The sequence below is a fragment of the Mumia quercus genome (assembly GCF_025506335.1).
In the GTDB taxonomy this organism is placed as follows: domain Bacteria; phylum Actinomycetota; class Actinomycetes; order Propionibacteriales; family Nocardioidaceae; genus Mumia; species Mumia quercus.
This window is the reverse complement of the sequence record NZ_JANZYO010000008.1, coordinates 105677-128760: the sequence shown is the minus strand read 5'-3', so window position 1 is coordinate 128760 and position 23084 is coordinate 105677. Positions and strand designations below refer to the sequence as shown.

General features: G+C 71.3%; 19 protein-coding genes. 10 read left to right on the top strand and 9 right to left on the bottom strand.

The window, feature by feature from the left end; translation table 11 throughout:
- Positions 1 to 131 precede the first annotated feature (131 nt).
- The 7 genes from NYZ95_RS18685 to NYZ95_RS18655 all read left to right on the top strand — a co-directional run bounded on the left by NYZ95_RS18685 (position 132) and on the right by NYZ95_RS18655 (position 7732).
- Positions 132 to 1250 carry a polyamine ABC transporter substrate-binding protein gene (locus NYZ95_RS18685; protein ID WP_262852851.1) on the top strand — a complete coding sequence of 373 codons (1119 nt, stop codon included), beginning with the start codon at positions 132 to 134 and terminating at the stop codon, positions 1248 to 1250.
- On the top strand, positions 1247 to 2146 hold the full coding sequence (locus NYZ95_RS18680; RefSeq protein ID WP_262852850.1) for an ABC transporter permease: 900 nt from the start codon (positions 1247 to 1249) through the stop codon (positions 2144 to 2146). The genes NYZ95_RS18685 and NYZ95_RS18680 overlap by 4 nt, the downstream gene beginning before the upstream one ends.
- The gene (locus NYZ95_RS18675) at positions 2143 to 2919 is read left to right on the top strand and encodes an ABC transporter permease (protein ID WP_262852849.1); all 777 of its coding nucleotides are present in this window, start codon (positions 2143 to 2145) and stop codon (positions 2917 to 2919) included. The genes NYZ95_RS18680 and NYZ95_RS18675 overlap by 4 nt, the downstream gene beginning before the upstream one ends.
- Positions 2912 to 4024: an ABC transporter ATP-binding protein gene (locus NYZ95_RS18670; RefSeq protein WP_262852848.1), complete on the top strand. Its 1113-nt coding sequence runs from the start codon at positions 2912 to 2914 to the stop codon at positions 4022 to 4024. Before NYZ95_RS18675 ends, NYZ95_RS18670 begins: the two co-directional genes overlap by 8 nt.
- Entirely contained in the window at positions 4021 to 5415 is a 1395-nt protein-coding gene (locus NYZ95_RS18665) for an NAD(P)/FAD-dependent oxidoreductase (protein WP_262852847.1), read from the top strand. Before NYZ95_RS18670 ends, NYZ95_RS18665 begins: the two co-directional genes overlap by 4 nt.
- A gap of 11 nt (positions 5416 to 5426) precedes the next feature.
- On the top strand, positions 5427 to 6890 hold the full coding sequence (locus NYZ95_RS18660) for an aminobutyraldehyde dehydrogenase (protein ID WP_262852846.1): 1464 nt from the start codon (positions 5427 to 5429) through the stop codon (positions 6888 to 6890).
- A gap of 104 nt (positions 6891 to 6994) precedes the next feature.
- On the top strand, positions 6995 to 7732 hold the full coding sequence (locus NYZ95_RS18655; protein ID WP_262852845.1) for a D-Ala-D-Ala carboxypeptidase family metallohydrolase: 738 nt from the start codon (positions 6995 to 6997) through the stop codon (positions 7730 to 7732).
- Here NYZ95_RS18655 and NYZ95_RS18650 read toward each other — a convergent pair.
- Positions 7716 to 8255, bottom strand: a complete 540-nt coding sequence (locus tag NYZ95_RS18650) for a hypothetical protein (RefSeq protein ID WP_262852844.1) — start codon at positions 8253 to 8255, stop codon at positions 7716 to 7718. The two genes, NYZ95_RS18655 and NYZ95_RS18650, sit on opposite strands and share 17 nt — an antisense overlap.
- 154 nt (positions 8256 to 8409) lie before the next feature.
- Here NYZ95_RS18650 and NYZ95_RS18645 point away from each other — a divergent pair, with 154 nt between their 5' ends.
- From NYZ95_RS18645 to NYZ95_RS18635, 3 genes are all read left to right on the top strand, one after another.
- Entirely contained in the window at positions 8410 to 9597 is a 1188-nt protein-coding gene (locus tag NYZ95_RS18645) for an epoxide hydrolase family protein (protein WP_262852843.1), read from the top strand.
- A gap of 470 nt (positions 9598 to 10067) precedes the next feature.
- The gene (locus NYZ95_RS18640) at positions 10068 to 12521 is read left to right on the top strand and encodes a DUF6351 family protein (RefSeq protein WP_262852842.1); all 2454 of its coding nucleotides are present in this window, start codon (positions 10068 to 10070) and stop codon (positions 12519 to 12521) included.
- A 103-nt stretch (positions 12522 to 12624) separates the two neighbouring features.
- Entirely contained in the window at positions 12625 to 13362 is a 738-nt protein-coding gene (locus tag NYZ95_RS18635; protein WP_262852841.1) for a hypothetical protein, read from the top strand.
- 11 nt (positions 13363 to 13373) lie between these two features.
- On the opposite strand, the gene NYZ95_RS18630 is transcribed toward NYZ95_RS18635, so the two are convergent.
- The 8 genes from NYZ95_RS18630 to NYZ95_RS18595 are packed head-to-tail and all read right to left on the bottom strand — an operon-like array spanning position 13374 to position 23010.
- On the bottom strand, positions 13374 to 13943 hold the full coding sequence (locus NYZ95_RS18630; protein WP_262852840.1) for a hypothetical protein: 570 nt from the start codon (positions 13941 to 13943) through the stop codon (positions 13374 to 13376).
- On the bottom strand, positions 13940 to 15127 hold the full coding sequence (locus NYZ95_RS18625; RefSeq protein ID WP_262852839.1) for a heparan-alpha-glucosaminide N-acetyltransferase domain-containing protein: 1188 nt from the start codon (positions 15125 to 15127) through the stop codon (positions 13940 to 13942). The genes NYZ95_RS18630 and NYZ95_RS18625 overlap by 4 nt, the downstream gene beginning before the upstream one ends.
- Before the next feature lie 4 nt (positions 15128 to 15131).
- The gene (locus NYZ95_RS18620; RefSeq protein ID WP_262852838.1) at positions 15132 to 15869 is read right to left on the bottom strand and encodes a glucosamine-6-phosphate deaminase; all 738 of its coding nucleotides are present in this window, start codon (positions 15867 to 15869) and stop codon (positions 15132 to 15134) included.
- Positions 15866 to 18700, bottom strand: a complete 2835-nt coding sequence (locus NYZ95_RS18615; RefSeq protein WP_262852837.1) for a sugar-binding protein — start codon at positions 18698 to 18700, stop codon at positions 15866 to 15868. Before NYZ95_RS18615 ends, NYZ95_RS18620 begins: the two co-directional genes overlap by 4 nt.
- Before the next feature lie 46 nt (positions 18701 to 18746).
- Entirely contained in the window at positions 18747 to 19556 is an 810-nt protein-coding gene (locus NYZ95_RS18610; RefSeq protein WP_262852836.1) for a carbohydrate ABC transporter permease, read from the bottom strand.
- Positions 19553 to 20509 carry a carbohydrate ABC transporter permease gene (locus tag NYZ95_RS18605; protein ID WP_262852835.1) on the bottom strand — a complete coding sequence of 319 codons (957 nt, stop codon included), beginning with the start codon at positions 20507 to 20509 and terminating at the stop codon, positions 19553 to 19555. The genes NYZ95_RS18610 and NYZ95_RS18605 overlap by 4 nt, the downstream gene beginning before the upstream one ends.
- Entirely contained in the window at positions 20506 to 21876 is a 1371-nt protein-coding gene (locus NYZ95_RS18600; RefSeq protein WP_262852834.1) for an ABC transporter substrate-binding protein, read from the bottom strand. Before NYZ95_RS18600 ends, NYZ95_RS18605 begins: the two co-directional genes overlap by 4 nt.
- A gap of 15 nt (positions 21877 to 21891) precedes the next feature.
- Positions 21892 to 23010 (bottom strand): carbohydrate kinase family protein, encoded by a 1119-nt coding sequence (locus tag NYZ95_RS18595; protein WP_262852833.1) that lies wholly within the window; start codon positions 23008 to 23010, stop codon positions 21892 to 21894.
- Positions 23011 to 23084: the final 74 nt, after the last annotated feature.

Here is a 23084-nt window from a genome sequence, read left to right as displayed (position 1 = left end):
TTGAAGACTTCTTCAGTGAAGAATCTGTTTCGTCTGTTTCTATTGCATTGCAACCCTTGTCAGGCCCTCAATAGAGATGCAAATGTGTCCCCACCCGCACCAGGCGGGGCCACTGAGAACCTGGAGCCATCATGAAGGCAATCGCGCACCACAGCCGTCGCGCGCTGGCAGCCGCAGCAGGCGTCGCTCTCGTCGCTGCACTCGCCGCGTGCGGCGGGTCGGACGGAGACGACTCCGCGGCCGCTGAACTCGATCCGGACGCCGACCTCAGCAAGCAGTCGATCGTCGTGTCCAACTGGGCGGACTACATGCCCGAGGACGTCGCGGCGAAGTTCGAGGAGGCGACCGGCGCCTCCATGAAGGTGACCAACCACGCCACGAACGAAGAGGTCATGGCGAAGCTGACCGCCGGGTCCGACTCAGGCATCGACGTCGCGTTCGTCTCCGGCCCCTTCGCGCAGGCGCTGGCCGAGCAGGGCCTCGTCGAGCCCATCCACGCCGACCTGATCCCGAACCTCGAGAACCTCGCCGAGCCTGCGACCAAGCTCGCGTACGACGAGGGCAACGAGTACTCCGTCCCCTACACCTGGGGCACGACCGGCATCTGCTACCGCTCCGACCTCGTGAAGGAGGCTCCGACCAGCTGGAACGACCTGCTGGAGCCGGCCCCCGAGCACAAGGGCAAGGTCACGATGATGGCCACCGACCGCTGGCTCATGCTGCCGGCGCAGAAGGCCCTCGGCTTCTCGGCGAACACGACCGACGAGGACGAGATGGCGAAGGTCAAGGACAAGCTCGTCGCGGCGAAGATGAACCTGCTCGCCTACGACGACACGACCTTCTACGAGCGGCTGATCTCCGGCGAGGCCGTGATGGTCGAGGCCTGGGACGGCTGGTGCAACTACGGCACCGCCGAGAACAAGGACATCACCTTCACCGTGCCCGAGGAGGGCAGCGACCTCTGGGTCGACACGATGGTGGTCCTCAAGAGCTCGAAGAACAAGGAGGCCGCGCACGCCTTCATCAACTACCTGCTGGAGCCGGAGAACGGCGCGTGGGCGGCGGAGAACATCCTCTACAACGTCCCGAACCAGAAGGCGATGGACATGCTGCCGGCCGAGCTCAAGGAGCAGTACCCGCCGCTGCAGGTCACCGCGGAGGAGCTCCTCGAGGGTGAGGGCCTGACCGACCTCGGCGAGGCCGCGACGATGTACACCCAGCTCGTCACCGAGATCACGTCGAGCAAGTGACCGACCTGATCAGCAGCACGCCCACCGGGAGGAGCGTCGTCGAGCGCTCCTCCCGGTGGGAGCGTGTCGCCCTTCTCGTTCCCGGGCTCGGTTACGTCACGGCCTTCATGGCCGTGCCGGTCCTGCTCGTGCTCAGCTACGTCTTCTTCCAGCGCGGCCGCTTCGGCGGGGTCGTCTACGAGTTCACGTGGGAGAACTTCAGTCGCGCGCTGGGCCCGACCTACCGCACCGTGCTCGTCGACTCGCTCCTCATCGCGGGTACGGCGACGCTGCTGGCGCTGCTCATCGGCTACCCGGTCGCGTACGCGATCGCCCAGCTGCCGACGCGCTGGCGCAACGTCGCGCTCGTGCTGGTCGTCATCCCGTTCTGGACCAACTTCCTGGTGCGTACGTACGCCTGGATCGTGCTGCTGAGCTCCGAGGGCATCGTCAACCGCGGCCTGGAGCGGCTCGGCGTCATCGAGGACCCGATCACGCTGCTCTACACCCGCGGAGCCGTGGTCGTCGGCCTCGTCTACGCCTACCTCCCGCTGATGATCCTGCCGCTGTACGCGTCGATCTCGAAGCTCGACCCCGAGCTCCGCGAGGCGGCCACCAACCTGGGCGCGAGCCGCTGGCGGGTCTTCCGCGACATCACGTGGAAGCTGACGCTCCCCGGTGCGCTGACCGGCTGCATCTTCGTGTTCGTCCCGAGCCTCGGCAACTTCGTCATCCCCGAGCTTCTCGGCGGAGGCAAGTCGGTGATGGTCGGCAACGTCGTACGCGACCAGTTCCTCAAGGCCCGCGACTGGCCGTTCGGCGCGACGCTCGCGCTCGTCCTCATCGTTGTGCTGGTCGTGCTGTTCTTCGTGCAGTCGCGCGTGAGCCGACGCTTCTCGACGGGAGGGCCCGCATGAGGTCCCTGGGATGGCTGCGCCTGCCGCTGGCGCTGTGCATGCTCTTCCTCTACCTGCCGATCGCGGTGCTGGTCGTCATGTCGTTCAACGGCGGACGCTCGGCCTTCACGATGGACGGCTTCAGCCTCCGCTGGTACGGCGAGCTGGCCGGCAACTCCGCCCTGCTCTCGGCGCTGGGCAACAGCCTCGTCGTCGCGACCGGGGCGACCCTCATCGCCGTCGTCCTGGGCACCACCCTGGCCGTCGGTCTCGCCCGCTACACCCGCTCGTCGGCCCTCGACGCGTACGCGATGTCGTCGGCGATCATGCCCGACCTCGTCCTCGCGATCGGCCTGCTCGCGTTCTACTCGCTGATCTCGATGACCCTCGGCCTGTTCTCGGTGATGCTCGCGCACGCGGTGTTCGGGATGGCCTTCGTCGTCGCCGTGGTGCGTGCCCGGCTGGTCCAGGCCGACCCGGCGCTCGAGGAGGCCTCGCGCGACCTCGGTGCGGGCGCGTTCACGACGTTCCGCCGCGTGACGCTGCCGACGATCGCGCCCGCCGTCGTCGCCGGTGCGCTGCTCACGTTCACGCTCTCGCTCGACGAGTTCGTCATCGCGTTCTTCACCAACGGCCCCACCACGCCGACGCTGCCGATCTCGATCTACTCGATGGTCAAGTTCGGCGTGACCCCTGAGATCAACGCGCTCGCCACCGTGCTGCTCCTCGTGAGCCTCACGGTCGTGATCGCGTCCGCCCGCCTGAGCCGACGTACGGAGACCCCCGATGAGTGACACCCACGTGACCGCGCCGCGCGCGGAGGGACCCGGTGCGCACCAGCCGCCGGACACGAGGAAGCCTCTGGTCGAGATCCGCAACCTGTCGCGTCGCTTCGGTGACGTCACGGCGCTCGACGACGTCAGCCTCACGATCGCCGAGAACGAGTTCTTCGCGCTGCTCGGCCCGTCCGGGTGCGGCAAGACGACGCTGCTGCGGGCGATCGCCGGCTTCGAGCGCCCCGACAGCGGGACGATGCTCCTCGGTGGCCAGGACCTCGTCGGCCTCCCGCCGCACAAGCGACCGCTGAACCTGATGTTCCAGTCGTACGCGCTCTTCCCGCACATGACGGTCGAGGCGAACGTCGCGTACGGGCTGGAGCAGGAGAAGCTCGGCAAGGACGAGATCCGCCGTCGGGTCGGCGAGGTCCTCGAGACCGTCGGGCTGACGGCGACCGCCAAGCGCAAGCCCCACCAGCTCTCCGGCGGCCAGCGCCAGCGGGTGGCGCTCGCGCGCGCCGTGGTGAAGCGCCCCAAGCTGCTGCTGCTCGACGAGCCGCTGTCCGCGCTCGACCGCAAGGTCCGCACGCAGATGCAGCTGGAGCTCAAGCGCCTCCAGCAGGAGGTCGGCATCACCTTCGTCGTCGTGACCCACGACCAGGAGGAAGCCATGTCGATGGCCGACCGGCTCGCGGTCCTCGCGCACGGCCGCGTGCAGCAGGTGGCGACGCCGGTCGAGACCTACCGCCGCCCGGCGAACCTCTTCGTCGCCGACTTCATCGGGGACAGCAACCGGTTCGCCGGCCGCGTCGTCGACGGAGGGCTCCACGTGGACGCCGTCGGGCTGCTCCCCGGACAGGTCGTCGGTGACGTGAGCGGCGAGGCCCACCTCGTCGTCCGCCCCGAGGAGACCCGCCTCGTCGAAGCCGGGCACGGCCTCCTCGACGGACGCGTCGTCGAGACGCAGTTCTACGGAGGCGTGTCGACCGTGGCGGTGGAGGTGCCCGACCACGCCGAGCCCGTGCTGTGCGCGGTCAGCGGCGTCTCGACCGTCGAGCGCGGGGCCGCGGTCTCGCTCACGTGGAACGCCGAGTCGGCCGTCGTGGTCGGAGGGAGTCTGTGACGCGCTACGCCCGGATCCTCGCCGACGCGCGCCCCCGCCCGTACTGGACCGACCGCACGCCCCCGGTGGGCGACGCCGAGCCCCTCGTCGGCGCCGCGCGCGCCGACCTCGTCGTCGTCGGCGGTGGCCTGACCGGCCTCTGGACGGCGATCCTCGCGAAGGACGAGGATCCGTCGCGCGACGTGGTCGTCCTCGAGGCCGGACGGATCGGCGCCGGCGCGTCCGGACGCAACGGCGGGTTCGTGTCCGACTCGCTCACCCACGGCCTCGCCCACGGCACGGCCATGTGGCCCGACGAGCTCGACGACCTGGTGCGGCTGGGCAGGGACAACGTCGCGGAGATCGCGGACTTCGTCGCCCGGGAGGGCATCGACGCCGACCTACGGCTGTGCGGCAAGACGGTCGTCGCGACCCGTCCGCACGAGGTCGAGGCGCTCGCCGCGTCGTACGAGACCCACCGCGCGCACGGCGAGGACGTGACGCTCCTGTCGGCCGAGGAAGTCCGTCGCGACGTCGACTCGCCCACGTACCTGGCCGGGATGCGTGTACGCAGCGGCGGCGGTCTCGTCGACCCCGTCCTCCTGCTGCACGGCCTGACCGGGGCCGCACGCCGTCGTGGTGTCCGCATCCACGAGCGCTCCGTCGTCACCGGCATGAGCCGCCGGGGCGAGGGGGTCGCGGTGACCGTCGAGGGCGGCGCCGTCCACGCGCGGCAGGTGGTGGTCGCGACGAACGCGTTCCCGCCGCTGCTGCGCCGGATCCGCGCGTACACGATCCCGGTCTGGGACCACGTGATCGTCACCGAGCCGCTGTCGGCCGCCCAGCTGTCCGCGATCGGGTGGACGGAGAACCAGGGCCTGACCGACGCCGGCAACCAGTTCCACTACTACCGTCGTACGCCCGACGACCGGATCCTCTTCGGGGGCTACGACGCGATCTACTACTACGGGGCGCGCACCGACGCCGGGCTCGCGCAGCGCGACGCGTCGCACGCGCTGCTCGTCGACCACCTGTACGAGACGTTCCCGGCGCTCGACGGCCTCGGCATCACCCACCGCTGGGCCGGCATCATCGACACGTCGACGCGCTTCACGCCGGTCTTCGGCACGGCGTACGCGGGTCGGGTGGCCTACGCCGTGGGCTACACCGGGCTGGGCGTCGCCTCGTCGCGCTTCGGAGCGCAGGTCGCCCTCGACCTGCTGGCCCGGCGTCGTACGGAGCGCACGCGACTCGCCGCGGTCACCGACCGGCCGATCCCGTTCCCGCCCGAGCCGCTGCGCTACCCGATCGTCCAGGTGATGCGGCACCAGCTCGCACGCGAGGACGCGACCGGCAGGCGTCCGGCGATGCTGCGGGTGCTCGACCGGTTCGGTGTGGGGTTCAACAGCTGATGGAGGAGAACATGGAGCACGTGACCGGAACGTTCATCGACGGGAGCGCCCTCGAGGGGACCGGTGCCGAGGTGACGCTCGTGGACCCTGCGACGGGCGAGACGACCGCCCGCTTCGCCCAGGCCTCGGCCGCCGACGTCGGCGTGGCCGTCGCCGCCGCGCGCGCGGCGTTCAGCACCTGGTCGCGCAAGACAGCCGGTGAGCGGGCACGCGTGCTGCTGCGCCTCGCGGACCTCCTGGAGGCGAACGCGGAGGCGCTCACCGCGTGCGAGGTCGGCGACTCCGGCAAGCCCACCGCGGTCTTCGCCGACGGCGAGCTGCCCTTCGCGGCCGACAACCTGCGCTTCTTCGCGGGGGCCGGGCGCTCCCTCGAGGGCAGCGGCGCCGGCGTCCTGAGCGACGGCTACACCTCGATGCTGATCCGGCGCCCGGTCGGCGTCGTCGGCGCCGTCGCGCCGTGGAACTTCCCGCTCGTGATGGCGATCTGGAAGCTCGGCCCGGCGCTCGCGGCCGGCAACACGATGGTGCTCAAGCCGGCGCCCACGACACCGCGCAGCACGCTGCTGCTCGGCAAGCTCGCAGCGGAGGCCGGCCTGCCGGCGGGAGTGCTCAACGTCGTCACCGGCGGCGCCGACATCGGCGAGGCGCTCGTCGCGCACCCGGACGTCGCGATGGTCTCGATCACCGGGTCAAGCCGGGCGGGCCGGGCCGTCATGGGTGCGGCCGCCGCGCAGACGAAGCGCGTCCACCTCGAGCTGGGCGGCAAGGCGCCCGCGCTGGTCTTCGCCGATGCGGACGTCGCCGCCGTGGCGCAGGGACTCGCGATGGCCGCGACGTACAACTCGGGGCAGGACTGCACGGCCGCCACGCGTCTCTATGTCGAGCGCTCGGCGTACGACGCCGTGGTCGAGGCGGTGGCCGAGCGGATGGCGGCGATCCGGGTCGGCGACCCGCGGGACCCCTCCACCGACATCGGCCCGCTCGTCTCGCGCGAGCACCGCGACCGCGTGCACGGGTTCGTCGAGCGTGCCGTCGCCGCGGGCGCCAAGGTCGTGTGCGGGGGAGAGGTGCCGGAGGGTCCGGGGGCGTACTACCCGCCGACGCTGGTGACCGGCGCCGCGCAGGACTCCGAGCTCGTCCAGGACGAGGTCTTCGGACCGGTCCTCGTCGCGCTCCCGTTCGACACCGAGGAGCAGGCGGTCGCGCTCGCCAACCACAGCGCGTACGGGCTCGCGTCCTCGGTGTGGACCTCCGACGTGTCCCGTGCCCTGCGCGTCACGCACTCCCTCGAGGCCGGCGTGACGTGGGTCAACGACCACCTGCCGATCGCCTCGGAGGCACCGCACGGCGGGGTGAAGGGGAGCGGGTTCGGCAAGGACATGAGCCACGAGGCCGTCCTCGAGTACACCGTGACCCAGCACGTGATGGTCAAGCACGCGGTGGTGGAGGCGCACGACTCCTTCCGACCGGCGTGACGCCCCGGCAACCCGAGATACGGCGCGGATCTCGGGTTGCCGGCTCTCGCGAGTCTCGGGATGATCTCCGGCATCACTTGTCGAGCGACCCCCGGAGGCATCCCGTGGACCGAAGGATCCGTCGCGTCATCGCGGCACTCTCCCTGCTCATCGCCACCAGCGTCGTCGGGGTGGTGGGCACGGCGTCCCCCGCGTCGGCCGACGCCTGCTACACCTGGTCGCGCGCGCTGTCCCAGGGGGCGACGGGCGAAGACGTCCGTCAGCTCCAGATCCGCGTGTCCGGCTACCCCGGGTACGGAGGCGTGCTGGCGCTCGACGGGAGCTACGGCCCCGCCACCAAGGCAGCCGTGACCCGCTTCCAGCAGGCCTACGGGCTCACCGCCGACGGCAACGCCGGGCCAGCCACGTTCTCGAAGATCTACGCCCTCCAGGACGACGACTGCACCCCGGTCAACTTCAGCTATGCCGAGCTCAACCGCTGCAACAGCACCTGGTCCGGAGGCGCGGTCTCGGCTGCCACCGCGAAGGCCAACGCCCTCGTCACGATGTGGAAGCTGCAGGCGCTGCGCCACGCCTTGGGCGACCGCCCGCTCGTCGTCAACAGCGGGTTCCGCAGCACCTCGTGCAACAGCGCCGTCGGTGGCGCGTCGAACAGCAGGCACCTCTACGGCGACGCGGCCGACCTCGGCGCCGGGACGCAGGGGTTCTGCACGATCGCGAAGCAGGCGCGCAACCACGGCTTCAACCAGATCCTCGGTCCGGGCTACCCCGACCACGACGACCACATCCACGTCGCGAACCCGGGAACGCGCTTCTGGTCGGCACCTACCTGCGGGATCTGAGCGCGAGCGGGGCGATGCCTGCGAGGACGAGCGCCGCACCCACGGGGAGGAGGTCGAGGTCGAACCCGAGGAGCAGGAACCCGCCGAGCGCCAGCACCGGCGAGACGATCGGCAACCTGCGCAGAGGGCGTACGGCCATCACCAGCAGCGTGACCAGTCCGAGCTGGAAGAGGAGAGGGCCGGCCGCTTGAAGCGGGTCCGGAAGTGGCGCGGCCTCCTTGAAGGAGGGGAGGAGGTCGCCGAGGATCACCCACGCGAAGCACGCCACGCCGAGGATGCCCGCGGTCGCGGCTGCGTTCGCTACCGCACGTGAACCACCGAGGTGAACGATCTCGCCGCGCAGGGCCACGACGAGGATCGCGAAGAACGCGAAGCTGGCGAGGAAGAGGACGTGGCCGACGTCCCAGGCGAGGCCGGGGCCGTGGTCGCCGTCGGCGCCGTCGATCAGGCGCAGGACGCCGTACAGGAAGAGGAGGACAGGTGCGGCGATCGCCGCGAGACGAAGCGTGGAGGCTCTGGGCATGGTTTCACCTTCTTCCGTCAGCGTCGCGGTCTGCATCGGGGGAGAGCCTGGTTCCTCGGTCTCCAGCCCCTTAGGGGCTTCCACCGTTCGACCCCTGCACCGGGGCCGATGCATCCGGACACGCCCTGACCGGAAGCCTTCGTACGGTCGACCGATGGAGACGACAACTGAGCAGACGACTCTGGCACCGTTCCGCATCGACATCCCGCAGGATCGGCTCGACGACCTCGCACAACGTCTCGCACGGACGCGGTTCTCCACGCCGCTGCCGGGAGACGGCTGGGACACCGGCGTCCCGACCGCGTACCTGCGCGAGGTCGTCGACTACTGGCGCGACTCCTACGACTGGCGTGCCCAGGAGGCCGCGCTCAACGCGTACCCGCAGTTCCTCACCGAGATCGACGGCCAGCAGATCCACTTCCTGCACGTCCGTTCCGCTCACGAGGACGCGCTGCCGCTGGTGCTCACGCATGGGTGGCCGGGCTCCTTCGTGGAGTTCCTCGACGTGATCGGACCGCTGACCGACCCCAGGTCGTACGGGGGCAGGGCGACGGAGGCGTTCCACGTCGTGATCCCGACGCTCCCGGGGTTCGGGTTCTCGGGTCCGGTCCACGAGGCCGGCTGGGACGTTCCGCGGATCGCGCGTGCGTGGGCCGAGCTGATGCGTCGGCTCGGCTACGACCGGTACGGGGTCCAGGGCGGTGACATCGGCGCGGCGGTAGCGCCTGCGGTGGCGCGCGCGACGGGCAGCGACGGCACGGCCGGCAGCACCGTCGTCGGGGTGCACCTCAACGGCAACGTCGGCGTCGCGGTGCGCGAGCTCGGCGAGGAGGAGCTCGCCAGCCTGACCGATCTGGAACGCGACCGCGTGCGCCGTACGGCTGAGTTCATGCAGGAGCAGTTCGGCTACATCGCGATCCAGTCGACTCGCCCGGCGGCGCTCGGGGCGGGTCTCGCCGACTCTCCCGTGGGGCAGCTCGCGTGGATCGCCGACAAGCTCCGCGAGTGGACCTTCCCGCGCGAGCAGCTCCCGCACGAGATCCTCGGGACGGACCGGATGCTCACGAACGTGATGCTCTACTGGCTCACCGACACCGCCGCGTCGTCGGCGTACGTCGGCTACGCGAGCGCTCAGAGCTGGGGAGAGCCGCTGCCGGTGACCGGCGTGCCGACCGGGGTGATCGTCTTCGCCGGTGACGTCGGCATCCGCCGCTTCGCGGAGCGCGACCACGCGATCACCCGGTGGGTCGACGTCGAGGACCACGGCGGCCACTTCGCTGCGTGGGAGACGCCGAACGAGCTCGTCGAGGACGTCCGCGCCTTCTTCGCCGACCTGCGCTGAGCACGGCCGGTCGAGCAGCCCGAGCCGCCGCCCTTGGTTGGTCGAGCAGTCCGAGCCGCTAGGTGAGGACGTATCGAGACCCGGGGTCTCGATACGGGCTCCGCTGGCGCTCCGCCCTACTCGACCAGCGGAGGGTTGGTTGGGTCTCGATACGGGCTCCGCTGGCGCTCCGCCCTACTCGACCAGCCGGGGGGAGTGGTTGGTCGAGTAGTCCGAGCCGCTAGGCGAGGGCGTATCGAGACCGATCAGCGCCGCTTCGACACACTCAGCGACGCCTCGAAGCGTCGCTGAGTGGTGCGAAGTGGCGCCGAGTGGCCCGAGGGCTCTCGATACGTGGGCTCGGCCAGCGGGGTCTCCTGCTCGACCGGCCAAGTTCCTCGGGTGGCGTACAAGCGTCTCGACGGGTGACGTGAGTCACACTACTGTGACCGCCAGCGGGCGACGACGACGTCGCCGGAGGAGGGGCAGAGATGTCGGGCTTCGTCGTACGCCGCGTGGTCGCGGTCGCCGCCAGTGTGGCCGTGGCCGCCGTAGGCCTGGTCGCCGCGGAGAGCGCGAGCGCGCACGGCGGCAACCAGTTCCAGATCACGGTGCTCTCCGGTGCGCCGGACCAGGTGACGGGCGGTGACGCGCTCGTCGAGGTGTCGGTGCCGCGGACGGTCCGTACGCGCGACATCCGCATCACGCTCGACGGCGACGACGTGACGGCGGCGTTCGACGCGTCCACCGACCGTACGCTCGTCGGCCTGGTCGAAGGGCTGGACGAGGGCAAGAACCGGCTCCGCGTCTCCCCCCGAAAGGGACGCGCCGCGAGCAAGAGCGTCACGCTCGTCAACCACCCGGTCAGCGGTCCGATCTTCTCCGGCCCGCAGCAGCAGCCGTTCGTGTGCACCACCGCGCGCGGTCGCTTCGACGGCCGTCCGATCCTCGGTCAGCCACTCGTCGACAACCAGGACCGGTTCGGCATCCCGGTCGCCGCGGAGGACGCCGACGGTGACTACCCGCAGGACGGTCGCGGCTATCCGACGGCCGACGCCGACATCGTCGGCTGGAGCGGCAACTGCGCCGCCGAGACGCGCTTCGGCTACGTCTACCGCTCGACCACCGACAACCGCTTCCACTGGCTCGACGACCCCTCGAACCCGCCGGCCGACACCGCGACGACCACCACGATGGACGGCAAGACGGTGCCGTTCATCGTCCGGTGGGAGCGCGGGACCATCAACCGCTTCATCTACAGCGTCGCGATGCTCGCGCCGGTGGGGGAGGCCGACCCGACCCGCCCTGACGACTCCCTCTGGAACAGGCGTCTCGTCTTCAGCTTCCAGGGCGGCGTCGCCATCGGGCACACCCAGGGCACGACGAGCGAGAGCGCGATGCTGCCCGCCGACCTGCTCAAGCTCGGGTACGGGGTGATGTGGTCCAGCGGCACCCGTACGAGCACGCACTACAACCTCCAGGTCGGCGGCGAGACCGCGCTGATGCTCAAGGAGCACACGGTCGAGACGCACGGCGTGCCCGACTACACAGTCGCGGTCGGCGGGTCGGGAGGCGCGATCCAGCAGTACGTGTATGCGCAGAACCACCCGGGCCTCATCGACGCCGCGATCGCGCAGTACTCCTACCCGGACATGGTCACGCAGGTGATCCACGTCGGTGACTGCGAGCTGCTCGAGCACTACTTCGACGCGACCGACCGGGCGAACCCCAAGTGGAAGGACCCCGAGGTCCGTCAGGCCGTCATCGGTCTCAACGGGACGAGCTTCCCGAAGAACCTCTCCGCGGGCGAGACGGCCCAGTGGAACCAGCTGTACGCCGCCTACCAGGCGCTCGGCTACCAGGTGATGACGCGTGACCCCGCTTCGCCCGCCCCCGCTCTCATGGAGTGCAAGCCGGGCTGGTTCGGGCTGACTCCGCTCGCGATGAACCCGACCTTCACCGACGTCGAGGACCTCGACAAGCTCGCCCAGGGCGTCGACGGCGTGGAGTGGACCCACTGGGCGGACCTCGTCAACGTCTACGGCACCGACGAGAGCGGTTACGCGCGCGTGCCGTGGGACAACGTGGGTGTGCAGTACGGGCTCGAGGCGCTGACCGACGGCGTGGTCACGCCCGCGGAGTTCCTCGACCTCAACGCGAAGGTCGGCAGCTGGAAGGACTCGGCGGAGATGGTCGAGGAGGGCTTCCCGTTCGCCGGGTCGTTCTCCCCGCAGAACTTCGACCCGTGGAGCTCCCGCAACATGCAGCTCAGCCCGGACGGCGGGACCACCCCGGCGCCACGGCGCGAGGGCGACCGCGCCGCGATGCGCGCGGCGTACACGTCCGGCATGCAGTTCCAGGGCGACATCGACATCCCCGTGATCGACTGGCGTCCGTACCTCGAGGACGAGCTCGACATGCACAACGTCCACCAGTCGTTCGCTGCACGGCAGCGGATGCTGAACGCGGACGGCGACGCTTCCAACCAGGTCGTCTGGTTCACCGACGCGCGGCCGAGCCAGCAGTTCGACCAGACGCCGATGGCGTTCGCCGTGATGGACGAGTGGATGCGCAACATCGCCGCCAACCCGAGGCGCGGTGTCGCCGGCAACAAGCCCGCAGCGGCGGTCGACTCGTGCTTCGCGACCGACGGATCGCTGATCGCGTCGGGCCGGAGGGTGTGGGACGGCGTCCTCGACTCGCGCGCGGCGGGCGCGTGCACGCAGCGGTTCCCCATCTACTCCACCTCGCGGCGCGTCGCCGGTGGGCCTTACGAGGGCGGCATCTGGAAGTGCGCGCTGCAGCCGGTCGACGCGGCGATCGCCAAGGGTCTGTACGGCTCCTGGCGTCCGTCGGCCGCGGAGCGGGCACGCCTGAAGCAGATCTTCCCCGGCGGCGTCTGCGACTACCGGAAGGGCGATCAGGGCAAGCCACGCGGGCGGTGAGCCGGAAGGGCACGGCACTTCGGGAGGCGCTGCACGGGGCGGTTGGCATACCAGGAACAAGGCCTGGCACTATGCGACAATCCCCCGACCAAGGAACTTCTGCATGCCCAAGCGCAAAGCCGCCGCCACCCCGTCCGGCCCCGCCCTGATCGAACGTCTGGTGAAGCGGTGCAGCACCCCTGACCACTTCCCGGTCGCAAGCGGTTCGTCGCTGGCCGCTGACGACATCGCGAGCCGTCCGTTCTCGACGAGCAACGTCCTCCGGATGACGTTGACCGCCGGGATCGACCATCTTCATGCCGCGAAGGTGCTCGTCATCGACCAGCAGGTGCCGCACAACGCCGCGACCTGGTCCCTCGCCCGCGGCGCCCTGGAGAACCTGGCGACGGCGTATTGGGTCCTCGGGCCGGACCGACGTGACGACCGCATCGAGCACACGCTGCGCTGGCACGCGCAGGACATCATGGACGCGGCGACGGCCACCGGGCACCTCGACGTCGCGAGCACCGCGTCGGCGGACGCCCGCCTGGCCGAGCTCGACAACGTCGCGCACCGACGCCAGCTCGCGACCGAACGGGTGCGCCGCGGCTACACGATCACCGACGCCGTCGCGTACGCGGAGCTGTGCCTCCCGCACCCTGCGCTCGGGGTGCGCCGTCCCTGGCAGCTCAGCTCGGGCTTCGCCCACGGCCAGCCGTGGGTCGAGGGTGGCGCGCCCGCGCTCGAGGCGGGTACGCCGAGCGCGCCGAGCGGCATCCAGTACCCCTACCTCGCGGCCGTCCAGCTTCTGGAGGCGTTCCTCCGCCTGTACGAGGTGCGGGCGAACACGTCGCTGGTGTAGCGCGCGCCCGGTCAGCCGCAGGAGTCGCAGACGCCCGTCGCCGGCACCGCCATGAAGCACTGCGGACAGACGACGACGGGCCGCTCGACCTTCTTCACGGCGGGCTCGCGGCGGGTCGGGGCCGACGCACGCGCCCGGACCCGCGGCGAGGGCGCCGGCCGCCCGCCGCCGGCCGGGAGGACCGCGCCGAACCGCTGGTAGCAGGCCAGGCGCTGCTCGGCCGCGTGACGCTCGGCGTCGTCGACCGGCGTACCCGTGACGCGCGCGACCGTCTGCGGGTAGCCGTCGAGCACCCGCCCGTCCTCGCGCACGCACAGCGCCGCGAGGAGCGGCTCGCCCTGCGCGTGGGCCGCCGCCACGACCTCCGCCAGGACCTCGTCGATCCAGGTGGCGGTGCGCACGCGGGTCTTCACGGCCGTCCTGCGCTGCACCTCGGCGGCGAGCTCCTCGTCGGTGAGGTCGCCGCCGTACTCGCGCGCCTTCTCGATCAGGACCTCGCGGGCGCTCTTGGCCCAGAGGTGCTTGGCGGTCTCGTACGCGACCGGTTGTCCGTCGCCGATCCTGAAGGTGCTGGCACTCACCCGGCGATCGTACGCGGCAGTCGGACGACCCTTCGTCGGGCGCCCTGGGCGACGACCGTGGCCACGGCTTCGAGCGGTCCTCGGCCGACGTAGCGCCGCCACGGGAGCGCGATCGCCGCCGCGAGAGCCGCGTGCACGAGGAAGGGGTGGTCGATCGTCACCGGGAGCACCGTCGCGACCAGGACCACGTGCAGGGAGTAGAGCGTGAACGTCATGCTGCCGATCGCGGCGACCGGCCACAGCGCCTGACCGACGGCGTGCTCGAGCAGAAGCATCAGGCCCAGCACCGCGAGCGCGCAGCCGAGGGTGTGCAGGAGGTCGGGCGGCGCACCGGAGTGCGGCGAGGCGATGCCGAGCCATCCCCACGACGTCGTGGGGGTCGTCCCGAAGAACCCGACGTGCAGGACGTCGTCGCCGACCGGACCCGAGGTGAGGTGTCCGCCGGTACCGGCCCCCTGGAGCTCGGCGAGGCCGCCGGCCGCGAGCCACCACGCCGAGCCCGCGTACGCGACCACGGCGAGCGCGATCCCCCCGGCGGTCATCCATGCGGCCACGGCGGCGCGCCGGAGAGGGAGGCGTCCGACGCCCATGCCGACAAGCAGGTACGCCGTCCAGGTGAGGACCGGGTAGTAGCCGGTGAGCAGCAGGCTCGACGCGGTGCCGCCGGGATCGGTGAGGAGGATCGCCGCGTTCGGGACGCCGGCGTCGAGAGAGACGTCGCCCCCCTGACGGAGCCACTGGCTGAGGACCGGACCGACCACCGCCCATCCCAGGCCGAGCCCGATGAGCGGGCCCGCACGCAGCGGGAGGAACGGCAGCGCGACGACGAAGAGGACGCCGTAGTAGCAGAGGATCACGGCCAGCCCGGAGTCGAAGACGCCCAGGATCAGGCCGACCGCGAAGATCACCGCCGCGCGGGCCGCCGTCGCTGCCGCGGCTCCCGCCCATCCGCGTCCGCGCGGGGGTGTGGTCGCGCCGCTGGCGAGGGCGATGCCGACGCCGGCGAGGAGCGCGAACAGCGCAGAGGCCCGACCCGCCGCGAGTACGTGCGCGACGGACGCCTCGCCCCCCGGCCCCACACGAGGCTCGACGTGGGTCGCGATCATGCCGATCAGCGCGACCGCCCGAGCGGCGTCGACACCGAGCAGCCGCCGCCGCGAGAGGATCGTGGACCGCTCCGGCACGCGTTCAGCGTACGGCGCCGGCCGCCTCCCGGTCGGTCACCACGTACGCGTCGGGGTGGCGTTGGACGATCGACGCTGGGCACGCCGGGTCGACGGGCCCCCTCAGCGCCGCCGCGACGGCGTCGGCCTTGCGGGCGCCGAGGGCGATGACGACGAGTCGTCGCGCGCGCATGATCGTCGCCAGACCTTGAGTGATGGCGTGCGTCGGGACGTCGGTGGGGGAGCCGAAGAACCGGGCGTTGTCGCGGCGGGTGGTCTCGGCGAGGCGGACGACGCGGGTGCGGGAGTCGAGGTCGGAGCCCGGCTCGTTGAACCCGAGGTGACCGTTGCGTCCGATGCCGAGCACCTGCACGGCCACGGACGCCTCGACCACCTCGCGCCCGTACCGCTCGGCCTCCGCGTGCGGGTCGGCCGCCTGCCCGTCCGGACCGCGGACGTCCAGGCGGAGGGCGTCGGCGACCTCCCGCCGGATGACCGACGCGTACGAGTTCGGGTCGCCTGCGGCGAGTCCGAGGTACTCGTCGAGCAGGTAGCCGCGCTGGGCGACGGGGAGCCTCACCTCGCCGCTGCGCACCCGGCGGACGATCTCGTCGTACGCCCCGAGGGGGGAGGAGCCGGTGGCGAGGCCGAGGGCGCTCACGCCGTCGAGCACCTCGAGGATCAGGTCTGCGGCCGTGGCCGCCACCTGGTCCGCGGAGTCGCGGACCAGGTGGCGGGCGGCGGGCGGGTGCGGAGGCGTCACCGCACCCGCCCGGACGAGCTCGCCGTGCCGCTCACGCGGTCGGGGTCGAACCCGAGGAGGACCGTCGACGGCCTCGACGTCACCGGGATCCGTACCTGCTGCCGACCCGGTCGGAGCGAGGCCTCGGCCGACCCGAGGGTCCGTCCGTCAGCGCCCGTGACCGCGAACAGGTGGGCCGTGCCACGCTGGTTGACGTCGACGGTCGCGATCACCGTGTCCCCGCGCACGGTCGCCCGGATCACCCGCGCGGTCGTGCGTGGCGCGAGCGTGGGGAGTCCCGACAGCCCGACCCCGGACCGTACGGCCTGCGCGATCGACTGCGGCGAGTCGAGGCTGTCCAGCGCGGGGAAGTCCAGCCGCGGCGCCACGGTGTCGACCTCGGGGGGCGCACCGCCCCCGAGCTCGAGGCGTCCCCAACGGTACGGATCGCCCTGGACCCCACCCCACGTAGACCAGCCGAGCCGCGTCTGGCCCGCCTTGTCCTGGGTGTCGGAGTCGTAGACGAACATGTTGAAGCCCAGCCGGTCGGGGTCGACCGTCGCCGGCAGCGCGGCGAGCGGGACCTTCATCTCGATGACGTAGCCGGTGTACGGCGACGACACGGACGAGGCCATCTCGAACCCTGGCGCGACGTTGTCCGGGTCGAGTGTCGTCTCGTCCGAGCCGCCCTCGCCGGACATCGGGAACGCGCCGATCGGCCCCTGGGTGTTGTCGGCGTCGCGTGCGGCGCACGACTGCCCGGACGTGGTGAAGGGCAGCGCCCCGACCTTGAAGGTGGTGGAGGTGTTCTCCGACGTGCCCGCGGGGTCGAGGGCGACCTCGAGCGAGTCGACGCGCCAGTGCCGCTTGCAGTCCGACGGCTCGAGCACCGCGCTCTTGACGTCGTCGGTCACCTTCGCGGCGACGTAGAGCGCGTCGCCGGCACGCGTGACGTACCCCGTGGCGCTGCAGTCGGCCGGCGACGTGCAGGCCTCGCCCTCCCAGCGCCGCGACAGGTCGAGCGTGGCTGCGTACTCGCCCTCACCGACCGTCCCGTCGAGGGTCGGCGCTGCCGTCTCGCCGACCTGCGTGGTCGGCACCAGCTCGAGCGCCGCCGTCGAGGTCGCCGAGCCCGCCGTGCTCGTCGTCGTGATCGTGTACGCGTAGTCGCCTCCGACACCGCCTTCGTTCGAGGTCGGCAGCGTGTCGTCGGTGTTCGTCACCTCGAAGGCCAGGCGCTGCGTGGCATCCGGTGCGAGATCCTCGTACGCCAGCGTGGCGTCCGTTGCCGTGAACCCGTCGGGCAGGTCGACGGTGACCTCGCCGGACTGTGCCGTGTCGCTGTGGTTCGTGACGTCGATCCCGACCGCACGCGTGCCGCCGCTGGGCAGGGTCAGCACCGGTGCGACGAGGCCGCGCAGCTGGGGAAGGCCGACCGTCGGGGCCCACTCCTCGAACTCCGCGACCTGCGGGAGCAGCTCCTGCGTGCCGGACACGGCGGGCGTCACCGACAGCTTCTGGTTGGTGTAGCCGCGCCGGCCGGCCGCGCGGACGTCGAGGCCGACGAGCGCACGGGTGTTGGCGGTCGCGTCGTCCGGCGCGGTCACGGTCACCTTCCGGGTGACGGTGGTGCCGCGCGGGACCGTGCCGAACGACACCGTGCGCGTGCCTCGCCAGCCCTCGGGGAGCGCGACGGCTCCGGTCGCCCGCGTCAGCCGGGTGTGCCGGGGCGCCGTGAGACGGGCCTGCAGCGTGACCGACTGGCCGGGGACGAGGTCGACCGTACGACCGGTCAGCTCGAGACCGGTCCCGAGCGGGAGTCCTCCGCGCGACCGCAGCGTCGCGCCCTGGAGCATCGTCGCCGGTGACGCGGCCGCAGCCGACTGGTCCCCGCGGGTGAACGGCACTCGCGAGGCGACCTGGGTGAAGGAGTCGCACGCGATCGCCTCGGGATCGGTGCTGGGATCGGGGAAGCCCGCCCAGCCCTGCGAGGCGTACCGGCGCTGCGCTTCCCGCTCGACGAGCGCCCAGGTCTTGCCGCTGGCGGAGCGCGCTCCCGCCCAGACTCCGTACACGTCATCGGTGGGGTCGGTCGGGGTGAAGGTGCGCGGGCAGGCGGACCCGGGCTGCCCGCTCCCGCGGGCGGAGTTCAGGAAGAGCTTGTCCGGCGCGTACGGGCGCAGCCCTTCGCGGGTGATCTGTGACCGGAAACGCGAGGGGTCGCCGGCGACCGCGTACGCCTCCGCGGCGAGCCGCGCCGCCTCCTGGTGGCCCCCGTGGTTGCCGGGCGTCGGCGCCGGCGTCATGGTCACCACCACGTCGGGACGCGTCTGGCGCACGACACGGACCAGCCGCTCGAGCGTGTCCTCGGAGTCCCATGCCAGCTGGTGCAGGGGAGCGCTCACCGAGTAGTAGAAGTCGACTTTGTCGAGGTTGAACACGTCGCGGACTCCCGCGACCCCGACGGCGGCGCGCTCCTCGCGCTCGCGGATCAGCCCGAGCGCCGGTCCCTCCTCGGGGCCGACGGCGTTGCCACCGCCTTCGCCGCGGGTGATCGTGACGACGCCCACGCGGCTGCCGTACTGCTCGCCCCACTGCCCGAACGTCGAGAGGCGCCCGGACTCGTCGTCGGGGTGCGCACCGACGAAGAGGACGTCGAGGTCGACCGCCTTCGTGGTCTTGGCCTTCCCGGGCTTCGCCGAAGCCGCCGTGGCGGCGGGGGCGGCGGGGGCGGCGACGAGTCCGGCGACCAGCAGGGCGCCTGCGGCCATCGCGGGTGCGGCCATCCAGCGCCGTCGTGAGGGCGGCGCGGAGCCGCCGAAGGTCGAGGAGCGTGTCGTGTGTTGCGTCATTGGGTCCCCCTTCTGTCTCATGTCGATCGACGGTCCACCGCGTGGGTCAGCCCTTCACCGCCCCTTCGGTCATGCCACGGATGAAGTGGCGCTGGGCCACGAGGAAGAGCAGCAGCATCGGCAGCGCCACGATGAGCGCGGCGGCCGCGAGCAACGAGGGCGAGCCGGTGTACTGGCCGCTGAAGAACGTCAGGCCGAGGGGTGCCGTGCGGAGCTCCTCGTTGCTGGGGATCATCACCAGTGGCAGCAGGAACTCGTTCCAGGTCCACATCGAGAAGAGGACGACCATCGTCACGACCGCCGGGCGACCCATCGGCAGCAGCACGGACCAGAAGGTGCGGAAGTGCCCGGCGCCGTCGAGCCGCGCCGCCTCGACGAGCTCGCGCGACGTCCCGCGGAAGTAGGCGCGCATCCAGAACGTGCCGAACGCCAGCGACTGGGCGACCTGCGGGAAGATCAGCGCCTGGTAGGTGTTGATCTGGTCGAGCTCGCGCAGCTGGTAGTAGAGCGGGACGACGATCGCCTCGTTCGGGATCATCAGCCCGAGCAGCAGGACGTAGAACAGCACGGACGAGCCGCGGAAGCGCATGGTCCCGAACGCGTAGCCGAGCAGGCACGACAACGCCGTCGCGAGCACGACCACGCACAGCGTCACGACGACGCTGGAGCGCATGTACGTCGAGAAGTGCCCCTCGTCCCAGGCCGTGGAGAGATTGCTCCACACGATGCCGGTCTCGTTGGGGTTGTCGGAGACGAACGCCGATGCCACGATCATGGCGATCGGGAAGAGGGCGACCAGCGAGCCGACGGCGAGGACGACGATCGTGACGCTGCGCTCGAGCGGTGAGGTCCTCATCGGTCCTCCCGCTCCGGGATCCGGTTCACGAGGACCGTCAGCACCATGATGAACGCCGCCAGCAGCAGCGCGATCGTGACGCCGGTGCCGACGTCACCCTGGCGCATCGACTTCATGTAGACCTCGTACGCCGGGACGGCCGTGGCGCCGCCCGGGCCGCCCGAGGTCATCAGGTAGACGAGGTCGAACGTCCGCAGGGCCGCCACCATCGTCAAGGTCAGGGCGACGGCGAGCTCGTTGCGCAACGACGGCAGGCTCACCGCGAGGGTCTCCCGGAAGAACCCGGCGCCGTCGAGCCGGGCGGCGTCGTAGATCGCGCGGTCGACCCGGGACAGGCCGGCGAGGAAGAGCACGGTGCACAGGCCGGTGCCGAGCCATGTGCCGACGAGCCCGATCGCGACCAGCGCCGTGCTCGGGTCGCCCAGCCAGCCGCGCGCGATCCCGTCGAGCCCGATCGCGCGCAGGGCGTCGTTGAGCGGACCGTCGGGGGCGAGGATGCGCTTCCACGCCACGGCGACGACGGTCAGCGCGATCACCTGGGGGACGAACACCACCGCCTGGAAGATCCCCCTCCCGCGGACCGTCGAGCGGGTGAGGAGAGAGGCCGCGAACAGCCCCAGCACGACCGGGATGAAGGAGAAGAACACCACCAGCACGAGCGCGTGCCCGAACGGTGCGCGCAGGGTGGGGTCCGTGAGCACGTCGACGTAGTTCTGCAGGCCCACCCACGTGCCCGGGGACAGCCCGTCCCAGGCGAACAGCGACAACCACGCCGCGTACACCAGCGGGGCGAGGAGGAAGAGCGTCAGGACGACGAACCCCGGCAGGAGATAGAGGTACGCGACGCGCCGCGGCTCGCCGGGCGGCCCGGGGCGGCGACGCGCGCCCCGGCCGGAGCGGGTGTCGCGCACCCGGTCTCCGGTCGGGACGGCGACCGTCTCCTCGCTCGTCACTCGTTCTGGTCCGTGAAGTCCGTGTAGCTCTTCTCGAGCGTGTCGAGGAACGCGGCCGTGTCGATCGTGCCGGCGCTGAGCTTCTGCAGCTGCTGACCGAGCAGGTCGCTCATGTCTGGGGTCGCCCAGTCGAGGTACGGCACGAGGGCGTCCTCCTCGGTGACCTTGTTCCAGGCGGTGATGACCTCCTTGCCGACCCCTGTGGCGCTCGCCGCGTCACCGTCGATGACCGGCAGCCCGCCGTTCTCCTGGATCACCTTCATCGCGTCGGCGTTGGTGAGGAAGTCGAGGTACGCGGCGGCGGCGTCGGCGTGCTCGCTCGCCTCCGTGATCGCGAACGGGAGGCCCGTCCCGCCGGTCACCGCCGGCTCGCCCACCGGCCCCACAGGCGGGAGGGCGAAGCCGAGGTCGTCGCCCATCGCCGCCTCCAGGTCGGCCTGGTACCACGTGCCGCCGATCATGAACACGCCTTGCCCCTTCGCGAAGTCGCGCCACGCGGTGTCGTTCGGGACGGCGTTGAAGTCGGGCGTGAGGTAGCCCTCGTCGACCCAGGACTTGAAGAGGTCGGCGCCCTGCACGTTCTCGTCGGACGTCCAGGAGGCGCCCTTGCGGCCGTAGCCGAGAGCGCGGGTGTCGTCACGCGGCACGTACTGGTTCATCGCGACGCCGAAGTCGTGGATCGCGGGCCAGGCCTCGGCGTTGCCGAGCTGCACCGGCAGCTCACCGGCCGCCTTGGCGGCCTTCATCGCCGACTCCATCTCCTCGAGCGTCTGAGGAGGCTCGATCCCGAGCGAGCCGAGCTTCTGCTTGTCGTACCAGAGCCCGACCATCTCGCCGACCTGCGCCATCCCGTACAAGGTGCCCTCGCCGAACGTCTTGCCGTCGTCGCTGTACGAGGCGGTGCTGCGCACGGACTCGGGGAAGCGCTCGTCCCAGCCGTAGACCTCCGCGTACCCGTCGAGCGACCGCAGCAGCCCGGCGGCGACGAACTGCCCCATGTCCGCACGGCCGTTGTTGACCTGGACGACGTCCGGCGGGTCGTCGTTGGTGATCGCGAGGCGGACCGTCTTCTGGAGGTCGTCGAACGACTTCGACGTGCGCTTGATCGTCACGTTCGGGTACTTGGCCTCGAAGGCCGCGTTGAGCGCCTCGATCTGCTTGGCCTGGCCGCCGCGGACCTCCTGGTCCCAGACGTCGAGCGTGATGTCGCCCATCGAGGCGACGTCGGTGGAGATGTCCTCCGGCTTGGCGTCCTCGCCGTCGTCACCCCCTCCGCCCCCGGGCGTACAGGCGGACAGCGCGAGCACCGCGCTCACCGCTGCGACGGCGACGGCGAGCACCGGCTTCTTGACGGCACGAACGGTCATGGACGGCTCCTGTGGTCACTCGCCCCGCGGGGCGATGCGGAAATCTCGGGTGGGAGGCGGGGGAGGGTTGTGGCTCGGGTGGTCGTGGGTGTCGCCCACGAAGCCGATGGTGGCGACCGCGCGCCCGTACGTGCGGTGCTCGACGGTCGCGAGGACGTCCTCGAGGAAGGCGTAGTCGCGCGACAACCACGTGTCCGGCTCGACGCCCTCCCACCACTCGCAGATCGCGCCCCAGCCGGGCGCGGCCAGCGCGCCGCCGAAGTCGCGGACGGAGAGCGCGGCGCACAGGTTGGCGAAGCGTAGCCGCTGGATCAGCGGCCACTCGCGCAGCGTCGCCGCGACCAGTCCCGCGAGGAACACGTCGCCGGCCCCGGTCGGGTCCAGCGCCGGCACGTTGAGCGCCGGCACCCAGGCGGTCTCGCCGGTCTGCGCGTCGGCGGCGTACGACCCGGAGCTGCCGGCGGTGACGACGGCGAGAGGGACCCAGTCGCGGATGCGCTCGAGCGCGGCCCCCGGCGAGTCGGTGCCGGTGTAGGTCATCGCCTCCAGGGCGTTGGGCACGAACGCGTAGCAACCGTCGAGCCGCTCGCGCAGCTGCGTGGAGTCCCATCGTCCGGTCGGGTCCCAGCCGACGTCGGCGAAGACCAGCGTGCCCCGCTCGGCGGCGGTGTCGACCCAGGCCGGCCGCTCGTCGGCCACGTCGGCGAACGCGGCGCGGGCCGCCGGCGTGATGTCGGGGGCGGTGATCTCGGCTCGAGGAGCCTTGTGCGCGTGCGTGATCATCGCGCGGTCCATGTCGTACGCGAGCGACACGGTGACGGGGGAGTGCCAGTGCTCCCAGCGGTGGGAGCGCGACAGGTCGATCGACTCGTCGTCCTCCAGCGTCGCCCACAGGTAGTCGCCGTACATGTCGTCGCCGAACGCCGCCGCCAGCGACGTCTTGAGGCCGAGACGGGAGGCGGCGACCGCAAGGGTCGCAACGCCTCCCGGGCTGGAGCCCATACCGGACGTCATGACCTCGCGGCCGCCGACCGGCGCCTCCTGGAGCCCGGTGAAGATGATGTCGAGGAACACGGGCCCGGTCACGAAGAAGTCGTACGTCACGTCCTCGTCGGCTGCGGCTTCGGGAACCATTCCGTGAGTCTCGCTCAACTGCGCAGGAACGCGCAAGAGGTGCGCTCCGATGCGTGTTCATGCGCAGAACTGAC